The following is a 22,632-nucleotide window of genomic DNA, read 5'->3' as shown; positions in this document are numbered from 1 at the left end:
ACTCCTTATGTCTGTTTTTGTAATCCGCCGGCTGATGCAGGCGCTCCTCGTCGTGTTTCTCATGTCGGTGATCGTCTTCTTCGGTGTGAACATCGTTGGCGACCCGGTCTATATGCTGGTGAGCCCTGACGCAGATCAGGCCGACATCGAGGCCGCAATCCGCCGGCTGGGTCTCGACCGACCGATCTGGGACCAATATCTGCTGTTCCTGAAGGGGGCAGCCCAGGGCAATCTGGGCGATTCCTTTATCTTCGGCGAACCGGCCCTGAAGCTGATCTTGCACCACATGCCGGCCACTTTGGAACTTGCGTTCAGTGCATTGATGCTTGCCATTGTCATTGGCATCCCGCTTGGTCTGTTTTCCGGGCTTTATCCGGACAACCCGATTTCCAAGGGCATCATGGCGGGATCCATTCTCGGGTTTTCCCTGCCGACATTCTGGGTCGGCTTGATGCTCATATTGCTGTTCGCCGTTGAACTCGGATGGCTACCCTCAACAGGGCGAGGCGACACAGCAACGATCTTCGGGATTGAGACCAGTCTGGCGACCTGGGACGGTCTGCGGCACATTTTCTTGCCCGCGCTTAACCTGGCACTTCTAAAAATCTCGCTTGCCATCCGCTTGACGCGAGCCGGTGTACGGGAAGCGATGAGTCAGGACTATGTGAAATACGCAAGGGCCAAGGGCATTTCGACCAGCCGGATCATTCTTGTCCATGTGATGAAGAACATCATGATCCCGGTCGTTACAGTCATGGGCCTGGAGTTCGGCAGCCTCATCGGGTTTTCGGTCGTCACGGAAACGATCTTTGCCTGGCCGGGCATGGGCAAGCTGCTGATCGATGCCATCCTTCAGCTCGACCGGCCGGTGGTCGTTGCCTACCTGATGATCATGGTGCTGTTCTTTGTGGTCATCAATCTGGTCGTTGACATTCTTTATTCAATTCTGGACCCGCGTGTCCGGCTGCAGGATCAGGGCGCATGACCGATTCAACACTGCACTCTTCAGCGCCCTCCAAAGTGAAGGTGGAGACCCCGTTTCAGCGTTTCCGGGCGGAGTTTTTCGAAAGCCGAATCGCGGCAACGGCGTTCTTTGTCCTCCTGATCATCATGGTCCTGGCCATACTGGCTCCCTGGATCACGCCTCAAAACCCTTATGATCTGGCGCAGGTCGATGTTCTGGATGGGCGGCTCGCCCCCGGATCGGAAGCATTTGCCGGATATACCATGTGGCTTGGCTCCGATGGCGCAGGCCGGGATCTTTATTCAGCCATTCTTTATGGGCTCAGGATTTCCATCTCCGTGGGCTTGGCGTCCGGCGTAATCGCGTTGTTTGTCGGGATGGTCGTTGGTCTGATCGCTGCTTATTCCGGCGGCAGGACAGAAGCCGTCATTATGCGGGTTGTCGACCTTCAATTGTCGTTCCCGGCAGCCTTGGTGGCCTTGATGCTGGTTGCAGCCTTGGGCAAGGGCATCGACAAGATCATCCTTGCGCTTGTTGTAGCCCAATGGGCCTATTACGCGCGGACCGTTCGCGCCACGGCCTTGGTTGAGCGCGGAAAGGAATACGTTGAAGCAGCTCAATGTCTCGGGCTTTCCAAGACGAGGGTTGTCTTTCGCCACATCTTGCCGAACTGTCTCGCCCCCTTGATCGTGGTTGGGACAGTGCAGACAGCCCATGCGGTTTCGCTGGAGGCAACACTCTCTTTCCTTGGGGTGGGTCTACCGCAAACCGAACCATCACTTGGCGTTCTGATTGCCAACGGTTTTGAGTACATGCTGTCCGGCCGGTATTGGATCTCTGTGTTTCCCGGGATTGCGCTTCTACTGACCGTGGCTTCGATCAATCTAGTCGGCGATCAGCTACGCGACGTTCTCAATCCGAGGATGAAGAAATGACGGCGGTTCTCGAAGTTGCCGGGCTGAAGACGCATTTCTTCACCCACGCGGGTGTTGTCAAAGCCGTCGATGGCGTTGATTTCACCGTCAACAAGGGCGAGGTCATGGGTCTGGTCGGGGAATCGGGGTCCGGCAAGTCCATCACCGGGTTCTCTATTCTGGGCTTGATCGATCAGCCGGGCCGGATCGTCGAAGGTTCGATCCGGTTCAACGGCGATGAGATCGCCAATGCGCCGGAGGGGAAGCTGAAGTCCATCCGCGGCAATCGGATATCGATGATCTTTCAGGATCCGATGATGACACTGAACCCGGTCCTGCGCATCGATTCCCAAATGATGGAAGCGATCTTCGCCCATGAAAAAGTGTCAAAAAAAGAAGCCTGGGAACGGTCGCGGGATGCACTCGGCCTTGTCGGCATCCCCTCCCCTGAAGAGCGGCTAAAGGCCTATCCCCACCAGCTGTCCGGTGGCATGCGCCAACGTGTATCGATCGCGATCGCATTCCTCAACAAACCGGATTTGATCATCGCCGACGAACCGACGACGGCACTGGATGTCACGATCCAGGCACAGATCATTCATGAAGCGCAGAAGCTGACGCGCCAGACGGGCACTGCGATGATCTGGATCACCCACGACCTCGCCGTCGTTGCGGGCCTCGCAGACCGGATCTCTGTCATGTATGCAGGGCGGATCGTCGAGCAGGGTCTGACCGACGATGTCATCGACCGCCCGTTGCATCCCTATACGATCGGGCTCCTCGGATCTGTTCCGACAGCAAACAAACGCGGCGAAAGGCTGTTCCAGATCGAGGGCATGACGCCAAACATGCTGGCGCTCCCCGAAGGCTGTGCCTTCGCGCCGCGGTGCCGATCGGCAAGTGCTGCATGCAAGACCCAGCCCCCGATTACACATGTCGCGAACCGGGATATCCGCTGTTTCAATCCTCAGGCACAGGCTGCAGCCGAATGAACGCGCCACTTGTTGAGATCAAAGACGTCTCGAAACGTTTTGCCAAACGCCTCGATATTGCCGAAAAAGTCGCGCAAAAACTGGGTGCTGGCATCCGGGAAGAAATCGTACACGCCGTCGATGAAGTGAACCTCTCCGTCAAGGAAGGCGAGGTGCTGGGTCTTGTGGGCGAATCTGGCTGCGGCAAATCCACCCTTGGCCGTGTCGTTGCGGGCATTCATGCCCCAAGCTCCGGACAGCTTCTGTTTCAGGGCAAGGATGTCGCCGCGATGTCGCGCGCTGACAAGAAAGCGGCAACACTCGCCATTCAGATGATTTTTCAGGATCCCTTCGCCAGCCTCAATCCACGCATGCGTGTGGAAGACATCATTGGCGAAGCACCACAAGTCCACGGTGTCGTCTCAAGATCAGAAGCCTCTGACTACGTCGACGACATCATGAAGAAGGTTGGACTGGATCCATCTTTGAAACGGCGATATGCGCACCAGTTTTCTGGTGGCCAGCGTCAGCGCATCGGCATTGCGCGGGCACTTGCGGTCAAACCGAAATTCCTCGTCTGCGACGAGGCGATTGCTGCCCTGGACGTGTCGATCCAGGCTCAGGTTATCAACCTCTTCATGGATCTGCGAGAAGAGTTTGGCCTGACCTATCTCTTCATCAGCCACGATCTCAGCGTTGTCGAACACATCGCGGACCGGGTCGCGATCATGTATCTCGGCCGGATCGTCGAAAGCGCCTCGACCGAAGAGATCTTCAGCGCGCCGAAACACCCCTACACAAAGGCCTTGCTTGCAGAAGCACCCCGGCTGGATCAGCGAAAGCGCGACTTTGCCCCTATCGAAGGCGAAATCCCGTCTCCACTGGATCCGCCAAAGGGCTGTTTCTTCAACCCGCGCTGTCCACAGGCGCAGGACCTCTGCCGCCAGGAGCAGCCGGACCTTGAGACTTTCGGCGGCGGCCATTCGGTCGCCTGCCACTACTGGAAGACGCTCTGATCCCGGCAGTCGGGATTGCCGATACGAAGACCTGCCCCGTGCCGCACCGTTGCGACGCGACGGGGTTCTGCTGACATTTTTGGGAGGACACAATGAAAAATACGGATCGCGTCTGGGATCTGGTCGATAGCCGCCGGGAGGATTATATCGGCCTCTCCGACCGTGTCTTTGACCTGCCGGAAATCGCCTACACCGAATTCAAGTCTGTTGCCGAACACAAAAAGATGCTGGAACAGGAAGGGTTCAGGATAACCGAAGGTGTCGCAGGAATACCGACCGCGATTGTGGGTGAAGCCGGCGATGAAGGCCCTGTCATTGCCATCCTCGGTGAGTTCGATGCCCTTCCCGAACTTGGCCAGGTTGCCGGTACTGCCGAACATCAGCCGGTCGAGGCCGGCGGCCCCGGGCATGGGTGCGGCCACAACCTTCTCGGCTCCGCGGCCTTGATGGCGGCCTCTGCTGTGAAGGACTACCTGGCAGAGCGTGGGCTCAAGGGGCGTGTGCGCTACTACGGCTGCCCCGCCGAGGAAGGTGGCGCTGCCAAAACCTTCATGGTCCGCGCGGGTCTGTTCGACGACGTCGATGCAGCAATCTCCTGGCACCCGGCAACCTTCACCGGGGTCAACGAAGCCAAGTCCCTTGCAAACACGCGGATCGATTTCACCTTCCACGGCCGCGCGGCGCATGCGGCCGGTGCCCCTGAACTTGGCCGCAGCGCTCTCGATGCAATCGAGCTGATGAACGTTGGCGTAAATTACATGCGCGAACACATGCCGGACGACGCCAGGGTGCATTACGCCTATCTGGATGCCGGTGGGATTGCGCCCAATGTCGTCCAGTCCAAGGCCACCGTACGCCAGCTGGTGCGGGCGCGGAACCTCAAAGAACTGCGCGATCTGATCGGCCGGGTCCACAAGATTGCTGAAGGCGCAGCGCTGATGACCGAGACAACGGTCGAGAGCAGCGTCGTCAGCGGCGTGTCCAATCTGCTTGGCAACCGTCCTTTGGAAGAAACCATGCAGCGCAACCTCAACCGTTTGGGCGCCCCTAATTTCGATGAAACGGACCGCATCTTTGCAAACAAGATCCGTGAGACGCTCAGCGAGGATAATATTCACGTCTCGTTCCGGCGCATCGGGGCTGAGGTTGATCCGGATCTCGCGCTTTGTGATTTTGTGGCTCCTTTGGACCGGAAAAGTGAGGGCGGAGAAGGGTCAACCGATGTGGGCGATGTCAGCTGGGCTGTGCCGACCGTTCAGGCACGTGTTGCCACTTGTGCAGTTGGCACTCCATTCCACACATGGCAGCTGACCGCACAAGGAAAGGCCCCGGCTGCGCACAAGGGCATGGTCCAAGCTGCAAAGATCATGGCAGGCACAGCGGTTGATCTCTTTGAGGACACAGGCGTCTTGAACCAGGCTGTCGATGCACACAAGGCAACCCTTGCCAAAGACCCGTATGCCTGCCCGATCCCGGAAGAGGTTGCCCCTCCCTTAAAGGCCATGAGCAACCAGTAGGTTTGATCGGATAATCTGATAGCGCTGGCCAGGAATTGTCGTGCTTCAATGCGAAACATGTCCGGTCAGCCACAATTAACAACAATAACGCTGGTGAAGATCAGTCTCGTTATATGGGGTGCAAACAGCAAGATCATGCTTCCGAGCTGTTTGCACTTGGCACCCAAGGTGCGCTCGAGCGCCGCTGGAGTACGGCGGATCTATTGCAGTTTGGTGCGCAACCAGTCGGTGATGAACTCCATCACGAGCACGATCACAAAGATCACCAGGATAATCGCGGACGCATTCTTGTACTGGAAGAGGTCGAAGGCCGCCTTCAGCTCCTGGCCGATCCCGCCCGCACCAACAAGACCAAGAACCACCGACGACCGGACAGCCTTTTCCAACGCAAACAGCGCGGTGTTTATCATTGATGGTGCAGCGTCCGGCAAAATTCCACCCATGAGGATGGACACCTTGTTCGCGCCAATTGCTGAGAGCGCTTCCTGCGGCTCCTTGTCGGCGTCTTCCATGGCTTCCGCGAAAAATCGACCGCAAAACCCGATCGTATCCACAACGATCGTCATGGTGCCCGCAACGGCCCCAAGACCGACAGTCACCACGAACAGAAGCGCCCAAACCAGGTCTGGAATGGTTCGAAGGAGAGAAATGATGGCCTTTACCAGCCAGGATGCCGGACCGATGGGAGACACTTTTTTCGCAGCCAACCATCCAATCGGAAGACTGAGAGCAATCCCGATGGCAGCACCCGCCAAGGCGATCTGAAATGTCTCGACGAGGCGCATTCCCACACGTGTGAGGAAACTGGCTTCCGTATTGGGCGGCCACATTCGATCGAGCAGATTGACCATACTCGGCAGCCCATTCGCCAATTGACCAACGGAAGGCGCAACAGAGTTGATCGAGCTCAAAATAATTGCAGCAACAACGATGATCAGAACGAAGTTGATCGATGACATTCCCGAAAAACGGGACCGGAAGTCCGGGGCGACACCACTCATTGGAAAGTGTCCCTTAGATCCTGGTCACAAACCTCACACGACGCCTTGTCAAACAGGATTTGTCCGTCTTTCAACGCCACGGTCCGATCCGAATAAGCGGCAGCGTGTTCCATGTCATGGCTGGTAAAGAGCAACGTAATCCCGTGCACCTGGGCAAGTTCGGAAAACAGGCGCATGACCTCGGTGCCAGCCACAGGATCGAGGCTGGCCGCCGGTTCATCAGCAATGATCAGCCGCGGCCCACGCACAATTGCGCGCGCGATTGCAACGCGCTGTTGCTGCCCTCCTGACAAAGCATCCGCACGGCTGCGCGCCTTGTCGGCCAGATTTACATCGTCCAGGGCAGACATGGCCTTCGCGCGCCAACTGGACGGGGCCGTCGCCTGAGTGAACGCGCGCCAACTGCCGGGCAAGCCCAGCATGCCGTGGACAACGTTGCTCAGAACAGAATGCCGTTTCACCAGACAGTGTTTTTGGAAGACAAAACCGGTCTGTTTGCGCAATTGCGCACGCTGCGCAGCGGTCGGAATGGAGCCAAAGGTTTCACCCAGTGTCTGGACCGATCCCTCATTCACAGCATGCAGTCCGATAAGGCACTTCAACAAAGTGGATTTGCCGCTGCCGTTGGAGCCAATCAATGCGACACGCTCGCCATGGCGAATGGTCAAGTCGACGCCCTTCAGGACCGGAACCTGACCATTCTTGTACTGTTTCTTAAGTGCAGATGTCGCAATAGCAACATCCTTGGTATCGGCGGGAGGCGTGTGAAGCACCGCGCAGTCCTCAGAGTTTTATGGCGCTTGTTTCCGGGCAAGACACTGCGGAAGCACCGGCAAGGAGCGCGATCACCCGCGCTCCCGATGGGTTGAAGACAGGGTTAGTCACCAACGAATGAAGAGGTGTCGACACCAATGGTCTGATACATGTCGCGAACGTAGTTGTAGTTCTCATCGTTCACGCCCGTCAGGAAAAAGCCACCACCATATTTCTGGTTGTCTTCGCCCTTCAGAACTGCAGCCATCAGCGTTCCGCTGTTTTCCAGGAACGCTGTCTTGATTTTTTCCAGAGCAACACGATCCATGTCCGGACGAGCAACGAGGATGTCGTTCGGAAGATCACGGCCCCGGGCAATGACCTTGAAGGCTTCGCCTGGAAACGCATCACGGATGCGGCGCAAGTGGCCGTCGTTCATGCCAACGGCCTGAACATCGCCGCGGATCAGGGCCTCGATGGCCACGTTGCGGGAAATGATCTGCGCAGTGTAGTCAGTGCCATAAGCAAGACCGAAATCTGCCAGAACCTGCGCCGGGCCAAGGTGTTGGGACGTCGAACCGACACTGCCAAAGGTAACAGTTTTGCCTTTGAGGTCCTGCGGCCCGTCAATCTCGCCTTCTGCCATAACGACGATCTGGGCGAAGTAGTTCGGGCGCTGCCAAGCAACAACGATTTCCGCGTTGGTCAGTTCCTTCATTACGACATATTCAGCTGGACCTGTCAGAACCAGATCGACCTTGTTCTGGTTCATGGATTCAACGGCTGACGTACGGGAGCTGACTGGAAACAGTTCGATGTCCAAGCCTGTTGTGTCTTCCAGAGCCTTTTCAAAGGCAGAAAATTCCTGCTGCAGGGCTTCAAGGCCCTCGATGTCGGTGACCGCAAGACGAACAGGTTCAGCGGCAACAGGGAGCGCGAAAATCATTGCAGCTGCAGCAATGGCAGAACGAAGCATGTTGAATTCTCCAATGGCTATTCCTGTGTACACAGGAGTGTCATACAGCCTCCCTATAGATCTCCGTCGATAACGGTTTCATGACGCAGCCGCTCTATTGTTAAAATATTCGAGGAACCGAAATTGAATTCGATAAGTATTTCTGGCGGCGACGCTTTGAAGAGTGATGAATTCACTCGTAAGCCGGTTAACATATACTCGGGCGTATTCGTTGATTCATCAAATGAATTTGGGGAAACAGTTGACGCCTCGGACTGTTATGTTCTCCCGGGGATCATAGATGTACACGGTGATGCTTTTGAACGTTCCATACAGCCTCGGCCGAATGTCGACTTCCCGCTTTCACTTGCGCTGGCGGATGTTGACCGCCAACTGATCGCCAATGGCATCACCACCGCTTATCATGGACTGACTGTTTCCTGGGAACCGGGCTTGCGCAGCTATGAGGCCGCGGCCAATTTCCGGGCGGACCTAAAGGCCCTGCGAGGAACTTTTTCCTCGGATATGCATTTGAACATCCGGTGGGAGACATTCGCACTGAACCATGTCCACGACATGATTGACTGGGTCCAAGACGATACCAAATCCATTCTCTCGCTCAACGATCACACGACCGCCTATCTCGACCTGCCAAAATCCTCATCGAAAATCAGCCGGATGGCCGGTAGATCCGGCCTTACAGAAGGCCAGTGCAAGGACCTGATCAACGACGTCTGGGAACGGCGAAACGAGGTCCCAGCTGCGATTGAAGCCATCTGTGCAGGTGCGCGGGATGCTGGCTGCTCCGTCTTCGCACATGACGAGTTAACCCCGGAAAACCGCGTAGAACATCGCCGCCTGGGCGTCTCCGTTTCCGAGTTTCCAATGACCATTGCAACCGCCAAAAGCGCGGTCGAAGACGGCGAACACGTTGTCTTGGGCGCCCCCAACATTGTGCGTGGCGGCTCCCAGAACAACGCCATCGATGCAAAAGAAAGTGTGGCGTCCGGCCACTGCACCGTTCTGGCATCAGACTACTATTACCCAGCTCCGTTGGCAGCTGCGTTTAAACTGGTTGATGACGGTGTTCTTCCACTGGAGAGGGCATGGAACCTGATCTCCAAAAACGCGGCAGCGGCGGCAAAACTGGCAGATCGTGGCGAGATTGCAGAAGGAATGCGGGCGGATTGCATTCTCGTGGACAAAAAGACCCGCAGCATCCGGATGGTGATTGCCAACGGCGAGGTGAAATATACCTTCAATTCAGGTAATCAAAGCCACCGGGTGTGACGTGACCGATCTGGAACTGTTTCGAACTCTCGCGCGCGAGCCCTACCAGGCCAAAGGCGAAAAAGCCATTTGGCTGCAGATATGTGACCGTCTTCAACTCGCCTACGAAAACGGCGTGCTCGCACCTGGCATCAAGCTTCCCGGGGAGGTTCATCTCGCAGAAGTCTTTCAGGTCAGCCGGATCACCATCCGCCGGGCACTTTCGAAATTGCAGCAGGAAGGTCATCTTCACGCCAGAAAAGGTGTCGGCATCTTTGTCCGTCAGAGACCTGAACGGTACGAAGTTGAAAGCAACATGAGATTTGCTGATGGCTTCAAAGTCGCCCGTGATCGGGTGACCACCGAGACATTGAACCTCATGCGCGGAGATGTTTCTTTTGAAGGCGGAGTTGCCCTTGCACTGCCGACCGGGAGCCAAGTCATCAAGCTGCTCAGGCGTCGCATTCTGGATGGCGAACCGATTTATCTGACGGCCAAAGAGTTCCCGGCAGCGAGGTTTCCGGACTTCGAAGCCGTCTACAACAAAACGGGCTCAGTTACAGAGGTTTACAAAGCGCACGGTGTCGAACGCTACGAGCGCGCCGAAACAAGAATTGCGGGCGGATTTGCAACGGCGCGGCAAGCGGATGGGCTAAACCTCAGTCCGCGCACGCCCGTTTTGGAAGTGGTTGCGATCAATTGCGATCCAACCGGCACTCCAATCGAATACAATGCTGGCTGCTGGCCACTCTCTAGCGTCGAAATTGTGTTTCCAGGCGCGGCACCCACCAGGGCTTGATTGTATTGGCAATCTCTAGACGGTCGGGTTAGCGATCAGCTGCGAGCAATAGTTTGCTACAACTTTTCAAACAGAACCCCTGCAGCCGCGATTGGACCGGCGGGCGTTTCCGCAGCCTTTGAACCATAGTTGATCCAGATGCGCGTGCCTTCGGTGTCACGGCACCGGACGCCATCCTTCAAATCTAAAGTCGGTATGTCCGCCTTTGCGCAAAGGTGCTCAAAAAGTCGGCGCCAGGCCACATCATCACACCACCCGCCAACGTATGTGAGATGATCAGAGCTGACAGCAGCCGGTTCCCCGGTGTCCAGTTCGAACAATGTTTCGACAGCGCTTTCCAGTTCCTCGCGGTACCCGGTAAAGGCGCCGCCCCCCTTGAGGGGCATTGGCATATCCGGACGCAGGCTTTCCACCCGTGCAACGGTGACATCCAGACCCGGCATGTCCGGCGGCAGGGGAACCGGTATGACCATATCCGCGTCTCGTGCTGCGGTCCGGGGACCAAGAACCACTTCCGCATCATACTCTGCCAAGGAGGATTTCAGATCGTTCGGCATGGTGATCATGCCGGGCGCGGCGACGATTTTGAAGCCGCTGAAATCGCGTGTTTCCGGGCGCAGTATATCTATGGACAGCCCGAGCTTGCGCAGTGCCTTGTAGGCATCGAACACCAGCTGGAAATAGCTGAGGCCGGCACCATGCGGCTGGGTGGCCCAGGCAAAGTCGGCGTCATAGTCGAAGATCAGGGCAACCGGCGCTTGGCGCACAGACACATCCGGTGCGGCACGCAACTCGTCCGCGACCTGCCGGACCTCGATCAGGGCGGGAGCGTCGGCATTGTCCGGCCGCAACATGCCTGCGTGCATCTGCTCCTGGGCAAACGGGGCCTGCCGCCAGCGGAAGTAACACACGGCTTCTGCGCCATGGGCGTAGGCTTCCCAGGCCCAAAGCCGCATCATGCCGGGCAGTGGCGCCGGATTGTAAGGCGCCCAGCTCACCGGTCCCGGCTGCTGTTCCATGACCCACCAGCGGCCCTTGCCGACGGCGCGGTAAAGGTCGTGGTGAAAGGCCTGAAAGTCGGGATCGCCCTGACGCGCATAGGCGCGCTGATGCTCGGCCGATGCTCCGACCCGGTCCTCAAGGAACCCGAGCGGGTAACTGTCCCAGGCGGCAATTTCCAGATCGTCCCCCACCTTGAAGTGATCGAAATCCGTGATCCGGCCCATATAGTTGTGGCTGATCGGAGCATCGGAATTCGCCCGGATGATCTCAACCTGCCGCTTGTTGAAACTGACTACCTGGTCCGACGAAAACCGCCGGAACGCAAGCGCATGAGACGGGTTCGGCTCGGTGACTGTCAGGTTCGGCAGATTGATCTCGGCAAAAGTGCTGTACTCCATGGACCAAAAGACATTGCCCCAGGCGCGGTTGAGCGCACCGATGGTGCCATAACGTTGTTCCAGCCACACCCGGAATGCATCACGGGCAGCGACGGAATAGGAAATCGTGGTGTTGTGACAGCCGTATTCATTGTCGGTTTGCCAGGCGGCGACATGCGGGTTTCGGCCATAGCGCTCGACAACCAGTGTGACGATCCGGTCGCTTTCGGCCCGGAAGCCCTCATGGGAAAAGCAATAGTGACGCCGGGAGCCGAACTTGCGCGGCTGACCGCTTGCGTCAATGGCGATCATGTCCGGATACTTGTCGACAACCCAGCGGGGCGGGGTCGCAGTCGGTGTCCCAAGAACGACCTTCAAGCCGGCAGATCCGAGTGTGTCGATAGCCCGGTCCAGCCAGTCGAACTGAAGGTCCCCCGGTGAGGGTTCAAGCCGCGACCAGGCGAATTCACCGATGCGAACCCACGTCAGGCCCGCATCTTTCATCCGGCGGGCATCGGCCTCCCAGATTTCCTCAGGCCAGTGTTCCGGATAATAACAAGTGCCAAGTGTGCGTTTCATGATTTGCTCTAAAGCCGGACGCGGTGTTCCGCTTGACCCCTGGTCCATGTCTCAGCGGCAAAGGTCTTGCCGTCGCTGTCACCAGTTAGCCCGCCTTCGGTCGCGGTTGTTACGAAAAGAGTTTTCAGTTCGGCACCACCGAAGGCCGGACAGGAGATCTGTTCAGCGGGAAAATCAATTGCTTCGATGAAGGATCCGTCCGGCGCATACCGAGCGACCCGGTGAGCGCCCCATTGTGCATTCCAAAGATATCCGTCCGCATCGACGACCGAACCGTCCGGGTTCAGCTCCTCGTTTCTAAGATCGACAAAGACGGTTGGCTCGCCCACCGGCCAGCCATAAGGGTCGAGCGCGGTTTTATGAATGATGCCCGTTGCCGTGTCGGTGAAATAGGCGGTTTCGCCGTCCGGGGAAAAGCAGATCGAATTGGTGATCGTCAAATCGGAATACAGCTGACGCAACTCTCCGCGAAAGTACCGGTAGATACTGCCTGCACCAGTTTCAGCACGTTTTCCCATGGTTCCGATCCAAAACCCGCCATAGGGGTCTGCGCGGCCGTCATTGGACCGGGTAACCGGATTGTCTGCCTCCAGCGGGCACAACATCTGCTCGGCCCCGGTTTCCAGGTCAAACAAAAAGAGCTTGCTCTCACTGGCGATCACCAGGGCATGTTCACTGATCCACCCCGCGGCAGAAACATGTTCCGGAAATTGCCATGAGAGTTCTTCATGGCCTTTCCGGCTCAGCAGTTTTTTGTTCAAAATGTCGAACCAAAACAGCTGCTGGCGCTCCGGGTGCCAGATCGGCCCTTCCCCCAAAAGGCATTGCCTATGATCGTAGATCGACGTCATGGCCCTACTCATTCGATGTTTCGGCAGCATCATAGGCAGTGACTATGGCTTCAGCCCGGGCTTTGATCTCATCAACCGTATATCCCGGCTTGAACAGTGCCGTCCCAATACCAAAACCGGTCGCGCCAGCTTTTAGCCAATGATCGAAATTGTCCGGCCCGGCTCCTCCAACTGCATAGGTCTTCGTTCCCTTCGGCAATACGGCAAGCATGGCCTTGAGCCCATCAGGGCCAATCAGGGTGGCCGGGAAAAACTTCAAACCATCAGCTCCGTTGCGGAGCGCGCTGAAACATTCGGTGGGTGTCATCACACCCGGAAAGGAGGACATGCCTTCCGCTTTGGTGATGCGGATGACGTCCGGATTGCAATCCGGCGAGACGATCAATGTGCCACCGGCGGTTTTGACCTGATGAACCTGCTCAGCCTCCAGAACTGTTCCTGCGCCAATTTCTGCTTTACCGGAAAAGCCCCTCGCCATTGCCTCAATACTTTTCAAAGGCTCCGGCGAGTTCAGAGGAACCTCGATTTTGGTGATGCCGGCCTCTATCAAAACTTCTGTAACCGGCAAGGCCTCAGAGGGCGTAAGTCCACGCAGGATCGCGATGATGTGTCGGCTCATTTTGTTTCTTTCAAATGCGCTTCATAGGCCAGTGTCAGACCCTTGACCGTATAACTTTCAGCGTCCAGCAACGCGCTCTGGTGCCCAAGGATACCAAGCGCTGCTCCATAAACTCGGGAGAGCTGATCCTTGCCCAAAATCGCAGTGTTCTGAAGATCGAACTCTGACGCGACTGCGGCAAGTTCAGCTCCGATAAGCAGACCTGAAAGGCGACCAGTCGCGGCTTCCGGAGTTTGCCCTGCAATCAGACTGGAGGCGCGAATGCCGAAGAGCTCACTTGTCAGACGCTCAGGAGACCTTGTGATCTCTTTGACAGCTGCCTCAAAGCTTGTGTCGCAATACCCCTCTTGCGCCAGACTATGCTGCAGGACGGATTTGTTTTTCAAAAGGGCAAAGACTTCGCCCGTCATACACGTGCGAAACCGGGTGATGATCCCCTCCTCCAACACCACCCACTTGGTATGGGTCCCCGGCAAGCAGATTAGACCAGTGTATGAATGATGATCAGACAGAAAACCGGCAATCTGGGTTTCTTCGCCGCGCATCACATCTGCCGGTGCCGTCTGTTTGATGCCGGGAAGGATGTAGACTGAGAGACGTGGATCGACCGGCTCCATGATTGTGGCGTTGCCGACACCGGGAGGCGCGCAAGGTGTCTCCCTATAAGGCGCTTCCCGCCATCCTTGCCGCGACCCCGCCATACCGCAAATGATGACAGGAGTTGTTCGGTTCTCGGACAGGCACTCGTCGATCAGCTCCAGAAGAGCAGCCTCAAATTCATCCGGCGCGAGTGTGCTCATTCCTCTGGCCGACGCTTTGTGCAAAACCGTAGTGTTTGCAGCGTCGAGCGCCCAAATCCGCAGATTGGTCGTTCCCCAATCAGCAGCAATCCAGGCAATGTGATCCTGTCCACTCATCCGGTCACCACAACCCCACCATCGACCACGAGAGACTGGCCGGTCATTGCCTTGCTGGCTTTTGAGGCAAGGAACAGCACCGGATCGACCATGTCTTCAGGCGCCAACTCCTCCTTGAGACACTGGCGGTCGATATGTGCAGCAAGGCCTTCCGGAGTGACCCAAATGTCCTTTTGCTTCTGGGTGAGAACCCAGCCGGGAGCTACAGCATTGACGCGAATACGGTCCGGACCAAACTCCCGCGCCAGGCTCCGGGTCAATCCGTTGATGCCAGAGTTGGCTGTCGTGTAGGCAGGGTATCCGGCGTTGCCCATCATGTAGGAGATCGACGTGAAATTTACGATCGATCCACCGCCCGCTGCCCGCATGCCGCCGACGACATGTTGGCAGGCAAAGAAATAGGCCTTCAGGTTGATCGCCTGGGACCAATCCCAAAAGTCCTCGTCAACCTCTTCCGTGGTGTGGCGCTTGTCATTGGCCGCGTTGTTGACCAGGACGGTGATCGACCCGTTCGCCTTCACAGCTTCATCCATTGAGGCCTTGAGCGCACTCATGTCGGTGATATCGCACGGCAAAAACACCGGCCGGGTGCCATGTTTTTCTTCCATTTCATCGCAAAAAGCCGTCGCATCGGACCGCTGCACGAAGGCAACCTTGGCCCCTTGCGCCAAGAAACCATCCGTCAGAGAGGCGCCGATGCCGGACCCACCGCCGGTGATGAAAACCGAGCTGTCTTTGAGATCCGGAAAATTCGCGTACATCAGTGGGTCCCTTGTGTTAGTGGCTCAAATTACCGAAGTGTTTTTCTCAATTTGGCAGACGCTGGCCTTCGATAACGCAGATTGTCTCCGGGAATCGCCATGGCAGTGTCAGGCCATGCGACATCAAATACCGACCGCTGACTGTTAGATCTTGATATTTCAAAAGCGGCGCGCCACGGGACAAGCCGGGCGTCTCGTCCCGGTTCGTCAGCGTTATCTTGTAGACAGCATCCGGGTCCAGACCCGTCAAACGGATCGGATGTGGCAGGATCTGGTCGGAAGGCCGGGTCAGGGCGGCGAAAGCTGCGAACCGGTCCCCAGTTTCCGCCACCTGTATCTCCGCAATGATTGCCGGATCGATCGTATCGAGACGCAGGATGTCCGCCTGCATCAACCAGTCCCGGTTGGCCTTCCACCAGTCGGTCACGGCCTTCAGCATCCGTGCTTCGTCATCGGTCAGCTCGCGCGGGTCCATTTCAAAACCCAGGTGCCGCTGGGCTGCGGTCCAGGCGCGCATCGACATGCCGATCACCCGGCCGGAGGTGTGACAGTGGCGCGGGCCGACATGGGATCCGGTCACGGACGCGGGCAGGAAGAGCGCGGCGTCATGCTGAATGCGTTGACGCTCCAGAGCGTCGTTGCTGTCGGATAGCCAGACCCGTTGCGTGCGCTCCAGAATGCCAAAATCGATCCGGCCGCCACCGGAAGAGCAGCTCTCAAATTCAACGTGCGGGAAGGCTCTGCGCAGCTGATCAAAGAGGGTGTAGACACCCTCAGTCTGCGCCGCATCGACAATGGGTAGAACCCGGTTGTGATCCCATTTGACATAGCCAACGGCATGGGTGCCAAGAACGCCTGACATCTGGTCAAAGAGATAGGCGCGCACGTCCTCACGGGCCATGTCGAGCACCAGCTGCTGGCGGCCGCGTGTCTGGTCTTCAGGCCCCAGGATCCAGTCCGGATGAGCGCGGTAGAGATCGCTGTCCTCATTGACCATTTCCGGCTCGTACCAGATGCCGAATTCCATGCCCAAAGACGTGATGTGGTCAATGAGCGGGGTGAGGCCATCCGGGTATTTGCGGGGATCGATGGTCCAGTCGCCGAGCGATGACGTGTCATCGTCGCGTTTGCCGAACCAGCCGTCGTCAAGAACGAAACGTTCCGCACCAAGCTCCGCGGCCCGGTCGGCGATGGCTTTCAGCTCAGCGAGCTTGTGGTCGAAATAGACGGCTTCCCAACAATTGTAGTGCACCGGGCGCGGCGTCCGCGCGTCCTTGACGATCTGCATGCGGACATGCCGTTGAAACCGGACAGCAGCCCCATTTAAGCCATCGGCAGAATAGGTGGCATAAAGCGGGGCGGTCGCAAACGATGTGCCCTTGCGAAGGCTGGCCGAGGCGTGTCCGAACTGGACTTGACGCCGACCATCCGCCAGTTCCTCTACGACCATCCTGTGACCACCGGACCAGACATAGTGAAAGGCAAAGGCTTCACCCGCGGTGTTTGAGGTTGTCGGATTGCAGACGATGAGACCTGGAAAGTGGGCATGATCGGTCCGGCCCGTCCGGTTGTCACGGACACGTGCGCCGGGGGCAAAGGGCAGGCGATTGGTCAGGAATTCCGAGCACCAGCGGCCGGAAAACTCGATCATCTCGTCGGCGTACGCAGGAACCGGCAGGACAGGCGCTGCCAGCCAGTCGACAACGATGTCTTCCTGACTTTGCAATTGGGCTTTGAGTTTGAATAGCGATGTCGCCTCGGTGAGGCTGAGATCAAACCGAAGAGATAAACCGCAGCTTTCATCAGAGTAAACCAGTGACAACTCATTGCCAGCCCGCTCTTCCGATTGAAAGCTGAAGCGTGGGGCCAGAACCTTCCCCGCAGCGTCCCGTGCCGACAGACCGGTTTGACCCGGAAAGGTTCTTGAAGCTTCCGGGTTCAAACTGATTGGAGCATTTTCATCCACCATGCCGCCGGTCACATCCATGACCGCAGCTTTCGCCAGAACCTGCAGGTTTTCGCTCTCCGGCAGGGCCGGACCCCAGTAGACAACCTCCGGCAGACCAGCATTGCGGCATGCCAGGACCAGACTTTGATGCCGGTCGCCAAGATGCCAGGTCCTGATCATTTCACGGCCCCAAGCGTCAAACCGGCGATGAAGTGCTTTTGCATCATGAAAAACATCGCGACTGGTGGCAGAGCTGCAACGATGGAGCCCGCGCTCATCAGGTGATAGGCGGCCCGGTACTGGGCATTGAACGAGGTGATCCCCGCGGTGACCGGCTGGCTTTCTACGCCTTGGGTCAGTACAATCGCCCAGAAATAGTCGTTCCAGATGAAGGTGAAGATCAGCACTGAGAGCGCGGCGATCGCCGGCTTCATCAGCGGCAGGACGACAAACCAGAAGATCCGCCATTCTGCAACGCCTTCCACCCTTGCCGCTTCGATCAGCTCAAACGGCAGGGCTCGGATGAAATTACGCATGAAAAGCGTACAGAACCCGGTCTGGAACGCGATGTGGAACAGCACCAGTCCGGTGATCGTGTTGTAGAGCCCCAACTGCAACGTGAGATCCCGGACCGGGACCATCAGGATCTGGAACGGCACAAAGTTGCCGGCCACGAACATGAAGAAGATCCAGATGTTGGCTCTGAACTTATAGATACCGAGTGCAAACCCCGTCATGCAGGACAGAGCGACCGCACCGATCACGGTCGGGATCGTGATTTTGAAGGAGTTCAAGAGATATTGCGGCATATCCGATCCGGTGAAGACCAGACCGTAATTGGTGAAACCCTCAAAAGACGAGGGCCACCCCCAATAGTTGGCATTGGCAAAGTCGGCATCAGGTTTGACCGAGAAAATTGCGACGGCAATCAGGGGCAGCAGCCAGAGGATCAGGGCAAGCGGCAGCAAGGTCTGATAAGTGATCTGCCAGGAGCGCGGTGTACGTTCGATGGGTGTTGGGAACATCTCAGCGCGCCTTTTCTTCCTTGTACATCGACCACAGGAAGTAGGCGATGAACATCAGCATGATGAGGAACAAGACCACGGCAATCGCCGCGCCATATCCCATCCGGAAGCCGTATTCGGACAGGGCGACCTCGAACATGTAGAAGCTGAGCACCCGGCTTGCGCCAAACGGTCCGCCGTTGGTCATGATCGAAATTAGATCAAAGGACCGCAGCGCACCGATAATGGTCACGACGAAGGCAATGAAGGTCGCCGGACGAAGCTGCGGAATGATGATGTACCAAAGCATCCGCCAGCCTTTGGCACCATCAAGACGCCCTGCCTCGATCTGTTCCGGGTCAACTGCATTCAATCCCGTCAGATAAAGGATCATGCAATACGCCGTCTGCGGCCAAAGCCCGGCAACGATGATCCCGATGGTCACCCAATTCTCATCCCCGAGAACATTGACAGGCGGGAGACCGACAGATCCGAGCAAGACGTTCAAGATCCCGAACGTTGGGTCGTAGAACCAGGTAAAGACCAGTCCGACGACCACTTGAGAAATCACGAAGGGAAAGAAAAACAGCGACTTGTAAAGTCGGATACCTGTGACCGTCTGGTTTAAAAACAACGCAATGAAAAGGCCGGCAGGGATCGCAGCCAGATAGAGAACAAGCCAAATCACATTGTTTTTGAGGGACGTATAAAACGCGTCATCCCAGTAGAGCTCTTCGTAATTGTAAAGGCCAACGAACTCCGCTTCTCCAAGTCCATCCCACTCGTAAAGCGACAAGTTGAAGGACTGGAAGATTGGAAAGATGACGTAAAACAGAAAAAACAGGATACCCGGGGCCAGAAAGAGCCAAGGCGTCAACTGTTGCTGGTTCCTGTGCCACCACGATGTCTGGTGGCCGTCCGTCGTGTAGGCCATTTGGAAACTCGTTGGAAGAGATCGTCTCTGGCTCTGCCGGCTGGCAGAACAGGAGGTTAAGGCAGGGTGCCGAAACACCCTGCCCGTTTCATCAGATCGGACTTAGTCCTTGTAGATGCGCTTGGCCGACCGGTCCAATCGGGCCAGGATCTTGTCCAGATTGTCCGGTTTGACCATGAACTCCTGCATTCCTTCCATGGCAACTTTTGCCATTTCAGCCGGTGCATCCCGATCGAAGAACTGCGCGACTCCACCCGGCGAGTTTGTCGACAGCATTTCAAATCCCTGTTCCAGGAACTTGTCCTGATCGACGGACGATTTGGCGTTCACCGGAAGCTGCCCAAGGTTCTTGCCGTCGTTGATCCATGTCTGGACGTCAGGAGACACTACATACTTCAGGAACTCGCGGGCATTGTCCTTGTTCTGCGCGTTGGCCGGGATGTGGAAGGTATCGGTTGGCGCATCTTCGGCCATTTCAATACCCGGAGTGATTTCGACGAACTGATAGAAGTCGAGCTGATCGTCGGTGAGACCGGCATCGCGGAGCGGCGCAACAGCGAAGTTGCCCATAAGGTACGCCGCAGCATCACCCTTGACTATGAACGGCAGCGCTTCCTGCCAGCTGTAGGTCTGGTGGTTGTCGATGAAGGCGCCCATGTCGATGAGCTCGCGCCAATTGGCGAATGTCGCACGAACCTTTTCAGAATCCCACTTTTCCTTGCCCTGCAGCAGGTCCATGTGAAAATCGAAGCCATTGGTGCGCATGTTCAGGTAGTCGAACCAGCCACCAGCCGTCCAAAGGAACTTGGTGCCGATCGTGTAGCACTTTTTGCCAGCATCAATGATCTTCTGGCAGTTGGCTTTTTCCTCTTCCCAAGTGGTCGGCTCAGAAAGGCCCAGCTCGTCGAAGATGTCTTTGCGGTAGTAAACACCCCATTGATAGTAGGTGTAAGGCACACCCCACTGCTTGCCATCAATGGTCAGCGCACCTTTTGTGGATGCAAGGTTTTCACCGATTTCGGTGCCATCCCACAGGTCGGACACATCTTCGAACAGCCCAGCTTCGACATAGGGGCGCATCCGGTTTGCCGCATACCAGGTTGCAACATCCGGAGCGTTCGCCGTCAGAAAGTTGCGGATCTGGGTCTTGTAAGCTTCCCGGTCAATCACTGTAGTCTCAATGTTGAGATCCGGATTTTCTGCCTGAAAATCGGCAATCATCTTTTCCATCGTCGCCCGAGGAGCCGGGTTGGATGTATCCAAGAAGATTTTGAGATCACCGGTCAGGCCGTCAGCAAATGCGCCGCCGGTCGCCGTTGCAAAAAATGCAAGAGCTGCCGCGGACGTCTTCAACATGGAACGCATGGTTTCCTCCCTTAAGGTTCCATTATTTGAAACTTAGTTTTGTATATTGATACCTTGCGGGTGAGCGGTTACGTTGTCAACAGGCTCGACGATAAGAAACGGGTCAAGAGGAGAGCTCACATGAACAAACACGCCACCGGAGATGGGACGGTCGGCAAAGCACTTGATGTTCTGGAGATGGTGTCAGCCAAGGGCCGGCCGGTCCGGTTTTCCGAATTGCTCAATGAAAGCCCCCTGCCCAAGGCAACCCTCTACCGGCTGCTGCAAACCCTGGTGAGCCAAGGCATGCTCTCCTACGGCGATGAGCAGCAGACCTATGCGTTGGGTATCCGCCTTGTGCGGCTTGCCCATCAGGCCTGGCGCCAAAGTTCCATTGCACCAATTGCGCGGCCCATCGTTTCCGCTTTGTCAGAAACCGTCGGTGAAACGGTGCACCTTGCGCAACTGGACAACGGGCAAGTGCTTTATGTCGACAAACGCAACGCAAAAGATCCGATCGACATGTATTCCCAAGCGGGAAAGGTCGGCCCTGGATACTGCACGGGGGTCGGCAAGGCCCTGATGGCGTTTCTCGAGCCAGGTGAACTCGATCAGGTGATCGCCAAACAATCCTTCTATCGCTACACCCCGGCAACGCTGGCCGACGAAGCCTCTCTGCGCGCTGATTTGGATACTATCCGCCAAGAGGGCATTGCTTACGACCGGGAAGAGCATGAACCGGAAATCATCTGTATCGCAGCACCGATCTTGTCACCAAAGGGCCGTCCGATTGGCGCGCTTTCGGTGACAACATCAACCCGGCGCAAAAGCCTTGATGAATTGAAAGAAGCAAAGCCTGAGCTCTTGAAGGCTGCATCTGAAATTGCCGCAGCTGTCTCGGACTGGCAGTTTCCAGGATAATTGTTCCCAGGGAGGGGAGAAGAACTTCATGTCTGGTGTCACCTTAGACGGAGCCGTTAAAAAATACGGTGAGGTTCAGGTCATTCACGGTGTCGATCTTCAGATTGAACATGGTGAGTTCTGTGTATTTGTCGGACCGTCCGGCTGCGGAAAATCCACGCTCTTGCGCATGATTGCCGGCCTTGAGGAAACCACCGGCGGAAAAATTTCCATCGGGAAGAGGGACGTGACCAAATCCGATCCGGCCGAACGCGGTGTCGCGATGGTGTTCCAGACCTACGCCCTTTATCCGCATATGTCGGTCGAGGAAAACATGGGCTTCGGCCTCAAAATGAACGGGCACCCGAAGGCCGAGATCAAGGAGAAGGTCGGCGAAGCGGCGCGTATCTTGAAACTCGAGCCTTATTTGGCGCGCAAACCAAAGGCCCTTTCAGGCGGCCAACGCCAGCGTGTTGCCATCGGACGCGCCATTGTTCGCGGACCGGAAGTCTTCCTGTTCGATGAGCCGCTGTCGAACCTAGATGCGGAGCTGCGCGTTGATATGCGGGTCGAGATTGCCCGGCTGCACAAGGACATCGGCGCCACCATGATCTATGTGACCCACGATCAAGTCGAGGCTATGACCCTGGCCGACAAGATCGTGGTTCTGCGCGCCGGGCGGATTGAGCAGGTCGGCTCCCCAATGACGCTCTACTCCGATCCGGACAACAAGTTCGTCGCCGGTTTCATTGGCTCACCGTCGATGAATTTCGTTGAGGGGATTGTGCAAGATGGCAGCGTCACCATTCCCGCATTTGGTGGTTTGACGGTCGAGCCATCCGTTGCACTTCCTAAAAATGGCGAAAAGGTTCTCGTCGGCCTCCGCCCACAGCAGGTGATGATCAGCCAGGCGGACGAAGGCGCGAAGGTTGATCTTTCCGAACAACTGGGCGGTGTTGCCTACTCCTATCTCGTGTGCCCGACGGGAGAACGCGTGATCATTGAAACGAAGGGTGAAGACGTCCCGAGACCGGACAGCACCGTTGCAATCACATTCGATCCAGCCAACGCTTTTTTCTTTGATGCCAAGACCGAACAGCGGCTCCGTTAAGAGCCGATTTCGCAATTTGGTTTATTGCTCATATGGAAGACGCCATGCCACAGCGGATTTTGAGACAAGGCGTCAAACTGAAAATTTGCTTGTGATCACAAGCTTCAAGTCACTCTTTTTGAGTTG

At 56.7% G+C, this 22,632-nt stretch carries 21 protein-coding genes; 9 read left to right on the top strand and 12 right to left on the bottom strand.

Translation table 11 applies throughout. From position 1 onward, the window contains the following. Positions 1 to 7: 7 nt before the first annotated feature. The 5 genes from SADFL11_RS22960 to SADFL11_RS22940 all read left to right on the top strand — a co-directional run bounded on the left by SADFL11_RS22960 (position 8) and on the right by SADFL11_RS22940 (position 5,382). Positions 8 to 985 carry an ABC transporter permease gene (locus tag SADFL11_RS22960; protein WP_008189665.1) on the top strand — a complete coding sequence of 326 codons (978 nt, stop codon included), beginning with the start codon at positions 8 to 10 and terminating at the stop codon, positions 983 to 985. Continuing rightward, entirely contained in the window at positions 982 to 1,899 is a 918-nt protein-coding gene (locus SADFL11_RS22955; RefSeq protein ID WP_040450936.1) for an ABC transporter permease, read from the top strand. Before SADFL11_RS22960 ends, SADFL11_RS22955 begins: the two co-directional genes overlap by 4 nt. Next, the gene (locus SADFL11_RS22950; RefSeq protein ID WP_008194437.1) at positions 1,896 to 2,870 is read left to right on the top strand and encodes an ABC transporter ATP-binding protein; all 975 of its coding nucleotides are present in this window, start codon (positions 1,896 to 1,898) and stop codon (positions 2,868 to 2,870) included. Before SADFL11_RS22955 ends, SADFL11_RS22950 begins: the two co-directional genes overlap by 4 nt. Further along, positions 2,867 to 3,865 (top strand): ABC transporter ATP-binding protein, encoded by a 999-nt coding sequence (locus tag SADFL11_RS22945; protein WP_008188746.1) that lies wholly within the window; start codon positions 2,867 to 2,869, stop codon positions 3,863 to 3,865. The genes SADFL11_RS22950 and SADFL11_RS22945 overlap by 4 nt, the downstream gene beginning before the upstream one ends. A gap of 92 nt (positions 3,866 to 3,957) precedes the next feature. Beyond that, positions 3,958 to 5,382, top strand: coding sequence for a M20 family metallopeptidase (locus tag SADFL11_RS22940; RefSeq protein WP_008190517.1), 1,425 nt, complete (start codon positions 3,958 to 3,960; stop codon positions 5,380 to 5,382). A 200-nt stretch (positions 5,383 to 5,582) separates the two neighbouring features. Here SADFL11_RS22940 and phnE read toward each other — a convergent pair whose 3' ends face one another. The 3 genes from phnE to SADFL11_RS22925 all read right to left on the bottom strand — a co-directional run bounded on the left by phnE (position 5,583) and on the right by SADFL11_RS22925 (position 8,112). Then, positions 5,583 to 6,383, bottom strand: a complete 801-nt coding sequence (gene phnE / locus SADFL11_RS22935) for a phosphonate ABC transporter, permease protein PhnE (protein WP_040450937.1) — start codon at positions 6,381 to 6,383, stop codon at positions 5,583 to 5,585. Next, complete coding sequence (locus SADFL11_RS22930) at positions 6,380 to 7,156, bottom strand: phosphonate ABC transporter ATP-binding protein (protein ID WP_008196667.1); 777 nt, start codon at positions 7,154 to 7,156, stop codon at positions 6,380 to 6,382. The genes phnE and SADFL11_RS22930 overlap by 4 nt, the downstream gene beginning before the upstream one ends. Before the next feature lie 104 nt (positions 7,157 to 7,260). Continuing rightward, complete coding sequence (locus SADFL11_RS22925; RefSeq protein WP_008196855.1) at positions 7,261 to 8,112, bottom strand: PhnD/SsuA/transferrin family substrate-binding protein; 852 nt, start codon at positions 8,110 to 8,112, stop codon at positions 7,261 to 7,263. A gap of 123 nt (positions 8,113 to 8,235) precedes the next feature. On the opposite strand from SADFL11_RS22925, the gene SADFL11_RS22920 reads away from it, so the two are divergent. Further along, positions 8,236 to 9,381 carry an alpha-D-ribose 1-methylphosphonate 5-triphosphate diphosphatase gene (locus SADFL11_RS22920; RefSeq protein ID WP_008192989.1) on the top strand — a complete coding sequence of 382 codons (1,146 nt, stop codon included), beginning with the start codon at positions 8,236 to 8,238 and terminating at the stop codon, positions 9,379 to 9,381. A gap of 1 nt (position 9,382) precedes the next feature. After that, complete coding sequence (gene phnF, locus SADFL11_RS22915) at positions 9,383 to 10,159, top strand: phosphonate metabolism transcriptional regulator PhnF (RefSeq protein WP_008196873.1); 777 nt, start codon at positions 9,383 to 9,385, stop codon at positions 10,157 to 10,159. Between the two features lie 56 nt (positions 10,160 to 10,215). Here the strand turns inward: phnF and SADFL11_RS22910 are convergent, their stop codons facing one another. From SADFL11_RS22910 to SADFL11_RS22870, 9 genes are all read right to left on the bottom strand, one after another. Then, positions 10,216 to 12,117, bottom strand: coding sequence for a beta-galactosidase (locus SADFL11_RS22910; RefSeq protein ID WP_040450938.1), 1,902 nt, complete (start codon positions 12,115 to 12,117; stop codon positions 10,216 to 10,218). A gap of 8 nt (positions 12,118 to 12,125) precedes the next feature. Continuing rightward, positions 12,126 to 12,968 (bottom strand): SMP-30/gluconolactonase/LRE family protein, encoded by an 843-nt coding sequence (locus SADFL11_RS22905; protein ID WP_008191181.1) that lies wholly within the window; start codon positions 12,966 to 12,968, stop codon positions 12,126 to 12,128. A 4-nt stretch (positions 12,969 to 12,972) separates the two neighbouring features. After that, complete coding sequence (locus tag SADFL11_RS22900) at positions 12,973 to 13,587, bottom strand: 2-dehydro-3-deoxy-6-phosphogalactonate aldolase (protein WP_008196703.1); 615 nt, start codon at positions 13,585 to 13,587, stop codon at positions 12,973 to 12,975. Beyond that, positions 13,584 to 14,504, bottom strand: a complete 921-nt coding sequence (locus SADFL11_RS22895) for a 2-dehydro-3-deoxygalactonokinase (RefSeq protein WP_008189376.1) — start codon at positions 14,502 to 14,504, stop codon at positions 13,584 to 13,586. Before SADFL11_RS22895 ends, SADFL11_RS22900 begins: the two co-directional genes overlap by 4 nt. Continuing rightward, complete coding sequence (locus SADFL11_RS22890) at positions 14,501 to 15,265, bottom strand: SDR family NAD(P)-dependent oxidoreductase (protein ID WP_008191665.1); 765 nt, start codon at positions 15,263 to 15,265, stop codon at positions 14,501 to 14,503. The genes SADFL11_RS22895 and SADFL11_RS22890 overlap by 4 nt, the downstream gene beginning before the upstream one ends. Positions 15,266 to 15,311: 46 nt before the next feature. Further along, on the bottom strand, positions 15,312 to 17,393 hold the full coding sequence (locus tag SADFL11_RS22885) for an alpha-galactosidase (RefSeq protein ID WP_008194734.1): 2,082 nt from the start codon (positions 17,391 to 17,393) through the stop codon (positions 15,312 to 15,314). Continuing rightward, positions 17,390 to 18,238 carry a carbohydrate ABC transporter permease gene (locus SADFL11_RS22880; protein ID WP_008195769.1) on the bottom strand — a complete coding sequence of 283 codons (849 nt, stop codon included), beginning with the start codon at positions 18,236 to 18,238 and terminating at the stop codon, positions 17,390 to 17,392. Before SADFL11_RS22880 ends, SADFL11_RS22885 begins: the two co-directional genes overlap by 4 nt. 1 nt (position 18,239) lies before the next feature. Next, a complete protein-coding gene (locus SADFL11_RS22875; protein WP_008194045.1) occupies positions 18,240 to 19,151 on the bottom strand; it encodes a carbohydrate ABC transporter permease in 912 nt (303 codons plus the stop codon). A gap of 102 nt (positions 19,152 to 19,253) precedes the next feature. Further along, positions 19,254 to 20,516 (bottom strand): ABC transporter substrate-binding protein, encoded by a 1,263-nt coding sequence (locus SADFL11_RS22870; protein ID WP_008197115.1) that lies wholly within the window; start codon positions 20,514 to 20,516, stop codon positions 19,254 to 19,256. A 120-nt stretch (positions 20,517 to 20,636) separates the two neighbouring features. Between SADFL11_RS22870 and SADFL11_RS22865 the strand changes: the two genes are divergently transcribed. After that, positions 20,637 to 21,416 carry an IclR family transcriptional regulator gene (locus tag SADFL11_RS22865; RefSeq protein ID WP_008195074.1) on the top strand — a complete coding sequence of 260 codons (780 nt, stop codon included), beginning with the start codon at positions 20,637 to 20,639 and terminating at the stop codon, positions 21,414 to 21,416. Between the two features lie 28 nt (positions 21,417 to 21,444). Beyond that, positions 21,445 to 22,506, top strand: coding sequence for an ABC transporter ATP-binding protein (locus SADFL11_RS22860; RefSeq protein WP_008196446.1), 1,062 nt, complete (start codon positions 21,445 to 21,447; stop codon positions 22,504 to 22,506). Positions 22,507 to 22,632 lie beyond the last annotated feature (126 nt).

The sequence above is a fragment of the Roseibium alexandrii DFL-11 genome (assembly GCF_000158095.2).
Classification (GTDB): Bacteria; Pseudomonadota; Alphaproteobacteria; order Rhizobiales; family Stappiaceae; genus Roseibium; species Roseibium alexandrii.
This window is presented reverse-complemented; position numbering and strand designations above follow the sequence as displayed.